General features: G+C 60.2%; 1 protein-coding gene. It reads left to right on the forward strand.

Translation table 11 applies throughout. The features are described from left to right. Positions 1 to 65 precede the first annotated feature (65 nt). A protein-coding gene (locus G3N98_RS39340) for an IS3 family transposase (protein WP_206151130.1) occupies positions 66 to 1,195 on the forward strand; the annotation gives its coding sequence in 2 pieces (ribosomal slippage) (positions 66 to 315 and positions 315 to 1,195; 1,131 coding nt in all). Positions 1,196 to 1,200 lie beyond the last annotated feature (5 nt).

Below are 1,200 nucleotides of genomic sequence, written 5' to 3' on the forward strand. Positions count from 1 at the left end.
TGACCTTTCCCCTCTGAAGTATCCCACTGTAAAGTTAGTGGCAAGGCCGCAGGAGAAACCTTGTCATGAAGAAATCGCGGTTCAGTGAAGAGCAGATTATCGGGGTGCTGAAGGAAGCCGATGCAGGCATGAAGGTCGCAGACCTGTGCCGCAAGCACGGCATATCGGACGCGACGTTCTATAACTGGCGTAGCCGCTACGGCGGCATGGATGTATCAGAAGCACGACGATTGCGGCAACTGGAAGAGGAAAACCAGCGGCTCAAGCGGTTGGTGGCAGACCAGGCGCTGGACATCCAAGTTCTGAAGGACGTTCTCGGAAAAAAGTGAGTTCGCCCGCGCAGCGCCGGAAAGTCGTGCAGCAGGTGATTGAAGAGCACGACTATTCGGAGCGCCGGGCGTGCGCGCTGATTGGTCTGAATCGCCGGACGTTCCGGCGGCCGGCCCCACCAGACGCTGACCACGAAGTGCGGCAGCGGCTGCGCGAACTGGCGCAGCAGCGGCCACGGTTTGGCTCGCCCCGCCTGCACGTCTTGCTACGCAGAGAAGGCCTGGTCCAGAACCACAAGCGCACTGAGCGACTGTACCGCGCAGAAGGTCTATCGCTTCGCCTGAAACGGCGAAAGAAGCGTCCGAGTCATTTGCGCGTGGTCATGCCGACACCCAATGGCGCCGACGAAAGCTGGGCAATGGACTTTGTTGCTGACGCGCTGGTGCATGGTCGACGCATTCGAATGTTGACCATCATCGATACGTGGAACCGGGAGTGTCCGCACATCGAGGTCGACTTCTCGCTGACGGGTGTTCGCGTGGCGCGTGTGCTCGAGCAGTTGCGGCAACGAGGACGGCGCCCCCATCTGATTCAGGTGGACAACGGCCCGGAGTTCGTCAGCAAGGCGCTCGACGCTTGGGCGCACGAGCACGGCGTAAAACTGCAGTTCATTCGGCCCGGCAAACCGGTGGAGAACGCTCACATCGAGAGCTTCAACGGCCGACTGCGGGAAGAATGTTTGAATCAGCATGCGTTCGTCAGTCTCGACGATGCGCGCGGGCGAATCGAAGCGTGGCGCACCGACTACAACTCGGTGCGTCCGCATAGTGCCCTTGGGCAACTGGCGCCGGACCAATTCCGGCAACTGCATCAACCGAAAACCGGCGAGCCCACTAACTTACGAATGGTGTACTCGGCGGGGTAAGGTCA

It is taken from the genome of Burkholderia sp. Tr-20390 (assembly GCF_017104595.1).
In the GTDB taxonomy this organism is placed as follows: domain Bacteria; phylum Pseudomonadota; class Gammaproteobacteria; order Burkholderiales; family Burkholderiaceae; genus Burkholderia.